The organism is Duganella sp. CF517, from assembly GCF_900110275.1.
GTDB lineage: Bacteria > Pseudomonadota > Gammaproteobacteria > Burkholderiales > Burkholderiaceae_D > Rugamonas.
The window spans coordinates 1-3,164 of record NZ_FODC01000023.1 but is presented as its reverse complement, the minus strand read 5'-3'; the positions used below and the strand labels follow the sequence as shown (position 1 = coordinate 3,164).

At 50.9% G+C, this 3,164-nt stretch carries 2 rRNA genes; both read left to right on the top strand.

Annotated features, from left to right (window positions below):
- Window positions 1–19: 19 nt before the first annotated feature.
- Window positions 20–2,892, top strand: a 23S ribosomal RNA gene (locus tag BMX85_RS29795).
- A gap of 151 nt (window positions 2,893–3,043) precedes the next feature.
- Window positions 3,044–3,156, top strand: a 5S ribosomal RNA gene (gene rrf, locus BMX85_RS29790).
- The last annotated feature ends 8 nt before the right edge of the window (window positions 3,157–3,164 follow it).

The window sequence follows — 3,164 nt, the reverse complement described above, 5'->3', positions numbered from 1 at the left end:
CAAGGGGCTAACGTTATAGGGACAAGTGAATAAGTGCACATGGTGGATGCCTTGGCGATTACAGGCGATGAAGGACGTAGTAGCTTGCGATAAGCTGCGGGGAGCTAGCAAACAAGCTTTGATCCGCAGATTTCCGAATGGGGAAACCCGGCCTTTTAGGTCATTGCATACTGAATACATAGGTATGCAAAGCGAACGCGGCGAACTGAAACATCTAAGTAGCTGCAGGAAAATAAATCAACCGAGATTCCCAAAGTAGTGGCGAGCGAAATGGGAAGAGCCTGCACGTTTTAGCATGACGCATAACAGAATCCTCTGGAAATAGGAGCCATAGCGGGTGATAGCCCCGTATGTGAAATGCGATGTGTGGAACTAAGCGTGCGACAAGTAGGGCGGGACACGAGAAATCCTGTCTGAATATGGGGGGACCATCCTCCAAGGCTAAATACTCGTAATCGACCGATAGTGAACCAGTACCGTGAGGGAAAGGCGAAAAGAACCCCGGGAGGGGAGTGAAATAGATCCTGAAACCGTGTGCATACAAACAGTAGGAGCGGACTTGTTCCGTGACTGCGTACCTTTTGTATAATGGGTCAGCGACTTACATTCAGTGGCAAGGTTAACCATATAGGGAAGCCGTAGAGAAATCGAGTCCGAACAGGGCGATAGTCGCTGGGTGTAGACCCGAAACCAAGTGATCTACTCATGGCCAGGATGAAGGTGCGGTAACACGCACTGGAGGTCCGAACCCACTAATGTTGAAAAATTAGGGGATGAGCTGTGGGTAGGGGTGAAAGGCTAAACAAACTTGGAAATAGCTGGTTCTCTCCGAAAACTATTTAGGTAGTGCCTCAAGTATCACCATCGGGGGTAGAGCACTGTTATGGCTAGGGGGTCATCGCGACTTACCAAACCATTGCAAACTCCGAATACCGATGAGTGCGAGCTTGGGAGACAGACGTCGGGTGCTAACGTCCGGCGTCAAGAGGGAAACAACCCAGACCGCCAGCTAAGGTCCCAAAGATTGGCTAAGTGGAAAACGAAGTGGGAAGGCTAAAACAGTCAGGATGTTGGCTTAGAAGCAGCCATCATTTAAAGAAAGCGTAATAGCTCACTGATCGAGTCGTCCTGCGCGGAAGATGTAACGGGGCTAAGCCAGTCACCGAAGCTGCGGATATGCGTAAGCATATGGTAGGAGAGCGTTCTGTAAGCCTGCGAAGGTGTCTTGTAAAGGATGCTGGAGGTATCAGAAGTGCGAATGCTGACATGAGTAGCGATAATGGGGGTGAAAAGCCCCCACGCCGTAAGCCCAAGGTTTCCTGTTCAACGTTCATCGGAGCAGGGTGAGTCGGCCCCTAAGGCGAGGCAGAGATGCGTAGCTGATGGGAAGCAGGTTAATATTCCTGCACCGTCGTATGATGCGATGGGGGGACGGATCGCGGAAGGTTGTCCAACTGTTGGAATAGTTGGTTGCTGCTTCATAGAAGGCGCTTAGGCAAATCCGGGCGCGTAATTCAAGGGAGTGGGACGAGAAACTTAGGTTTCGAAGCAATCGGAAGTGGTTCCAAGAAAAGCCTCTAAGCTTCAGTCATACGAGACCGTACCGCAAACCGACACAGGTGGGCGAGATGAGTATTCTAAGGCGCTTGAGAGAACTCGGGAGAAGGAACTCGGCAAATTGGTACCGTAACTTCGGGAAAAGGTACGCCCTTGTAGCTTGGCTGATTTACTTCAGTAGGGCGAACGGGTTGCAATAAACTGGTGGCTGCGACTGTTTAATAAAAACACAGCACTCTGCAAACACGAAAGTGGACGTATAGGGTGTGACGCCTGCCCGGTGCTGGAAGATTAAATGATGGGGTGCAAGCTCTTGATTGAAGTCCCAGTAAACGGCGGCCGTAACTATAACGGTCCTAAGGTAGCGAAATTCCTTGTCGGGTAAGTTCCGACCTGCACGAATGGCGTAACGATGGCCACACTGTCTCCTCCCGAGACTCAGCGAAGTTGAAGTGTTTGTGATGATGCAATCTACCCGCGGCTAGACGGAAAGACCCCATGAACCTTTACTGTAGCTTTGCATTGGACTTTGAATCAATCTGTGTAGGATAGGTGGGAGGCTTTGAAGCGGGGACGCCAGTTCTCGTGGAGCCAACCTTGAAATACCACCCTGGTTCATTTGAGGTTCTAACCTTGGCCCGTTATCCGGGTCGGGGACAGTGCATGGTAGGCAGTTTGACTGGGGCGGTCTCCTCCTAAAGTGTAACGGAGGAGTTCGAAGGTACGCTAGGTACGGTCGGACATCGTGCTAATAGTGCAATGGCATAAGCGTGCTTAACTGCGAGACTGACAAGTCGAGCAGGTACGAAAGTAGGACATAGTGATCCGGTGGTTCTGTATGGAAGGGCCATCGCTCAACGGATAAAAGGTACTCTGGGGATAACAGGCTGATTCCTCCCAAGAGTTCATATCGACGGGGGAGTTTGGCACCTCGATGTCGGCTCATCACATCCTGGGGCTGTAGCCGGTCCCAAGGGTATGGCTGTTCGCCATTTAAAGTGGTACGTGAGCTGGGTTTAAAACGTCGTGAGACAGTTTGGTCCCTATCTGCCGTGGGCGTTGGAAATTTGAAGGGGGCTGCTCCTAGTACGAGAGGACCGGAGTGGACAGACCTCTGGTGTACCGGTTGTCACGCCAGTGGCATTGCCGGGTAGCTAAGTCTGGAAGAGATAACCGCTGAAAGCATCTAAGCGGGAAACTTGCCTTAAGATGAGATTTCCCAGAGCCTTGAGCTCTTTGAAGGGTCGTTCGAGACCAGGACGTTGATAGGTCAGGTGTGGAAGTGCAGTAATGCATTAAGCTAACTGATACTAATTGCCCGTACGGCTTGTCCCTATAACCTTAGCAGGTTATGGTGAATAAGAAGTGCGTTGAGGCGTTCGTTGATACACAACTTCATTACCCAGTATCGAGATACTGATTACTTACTACTTCCAGATTAGAGCGCCGTTGCCCAACCGGGAACGACCGCTCAGACAAGTCAATGCCTGATGACCATAGCAAGTTGGTCCCACCCCTTCCCATCCCGAACAGGACCGTGAAACAACTCTGCGCCGATGATAGTGCTGCAACCAGTGTGAAAGTAGGTTATCGTCAGGCTAGTTATA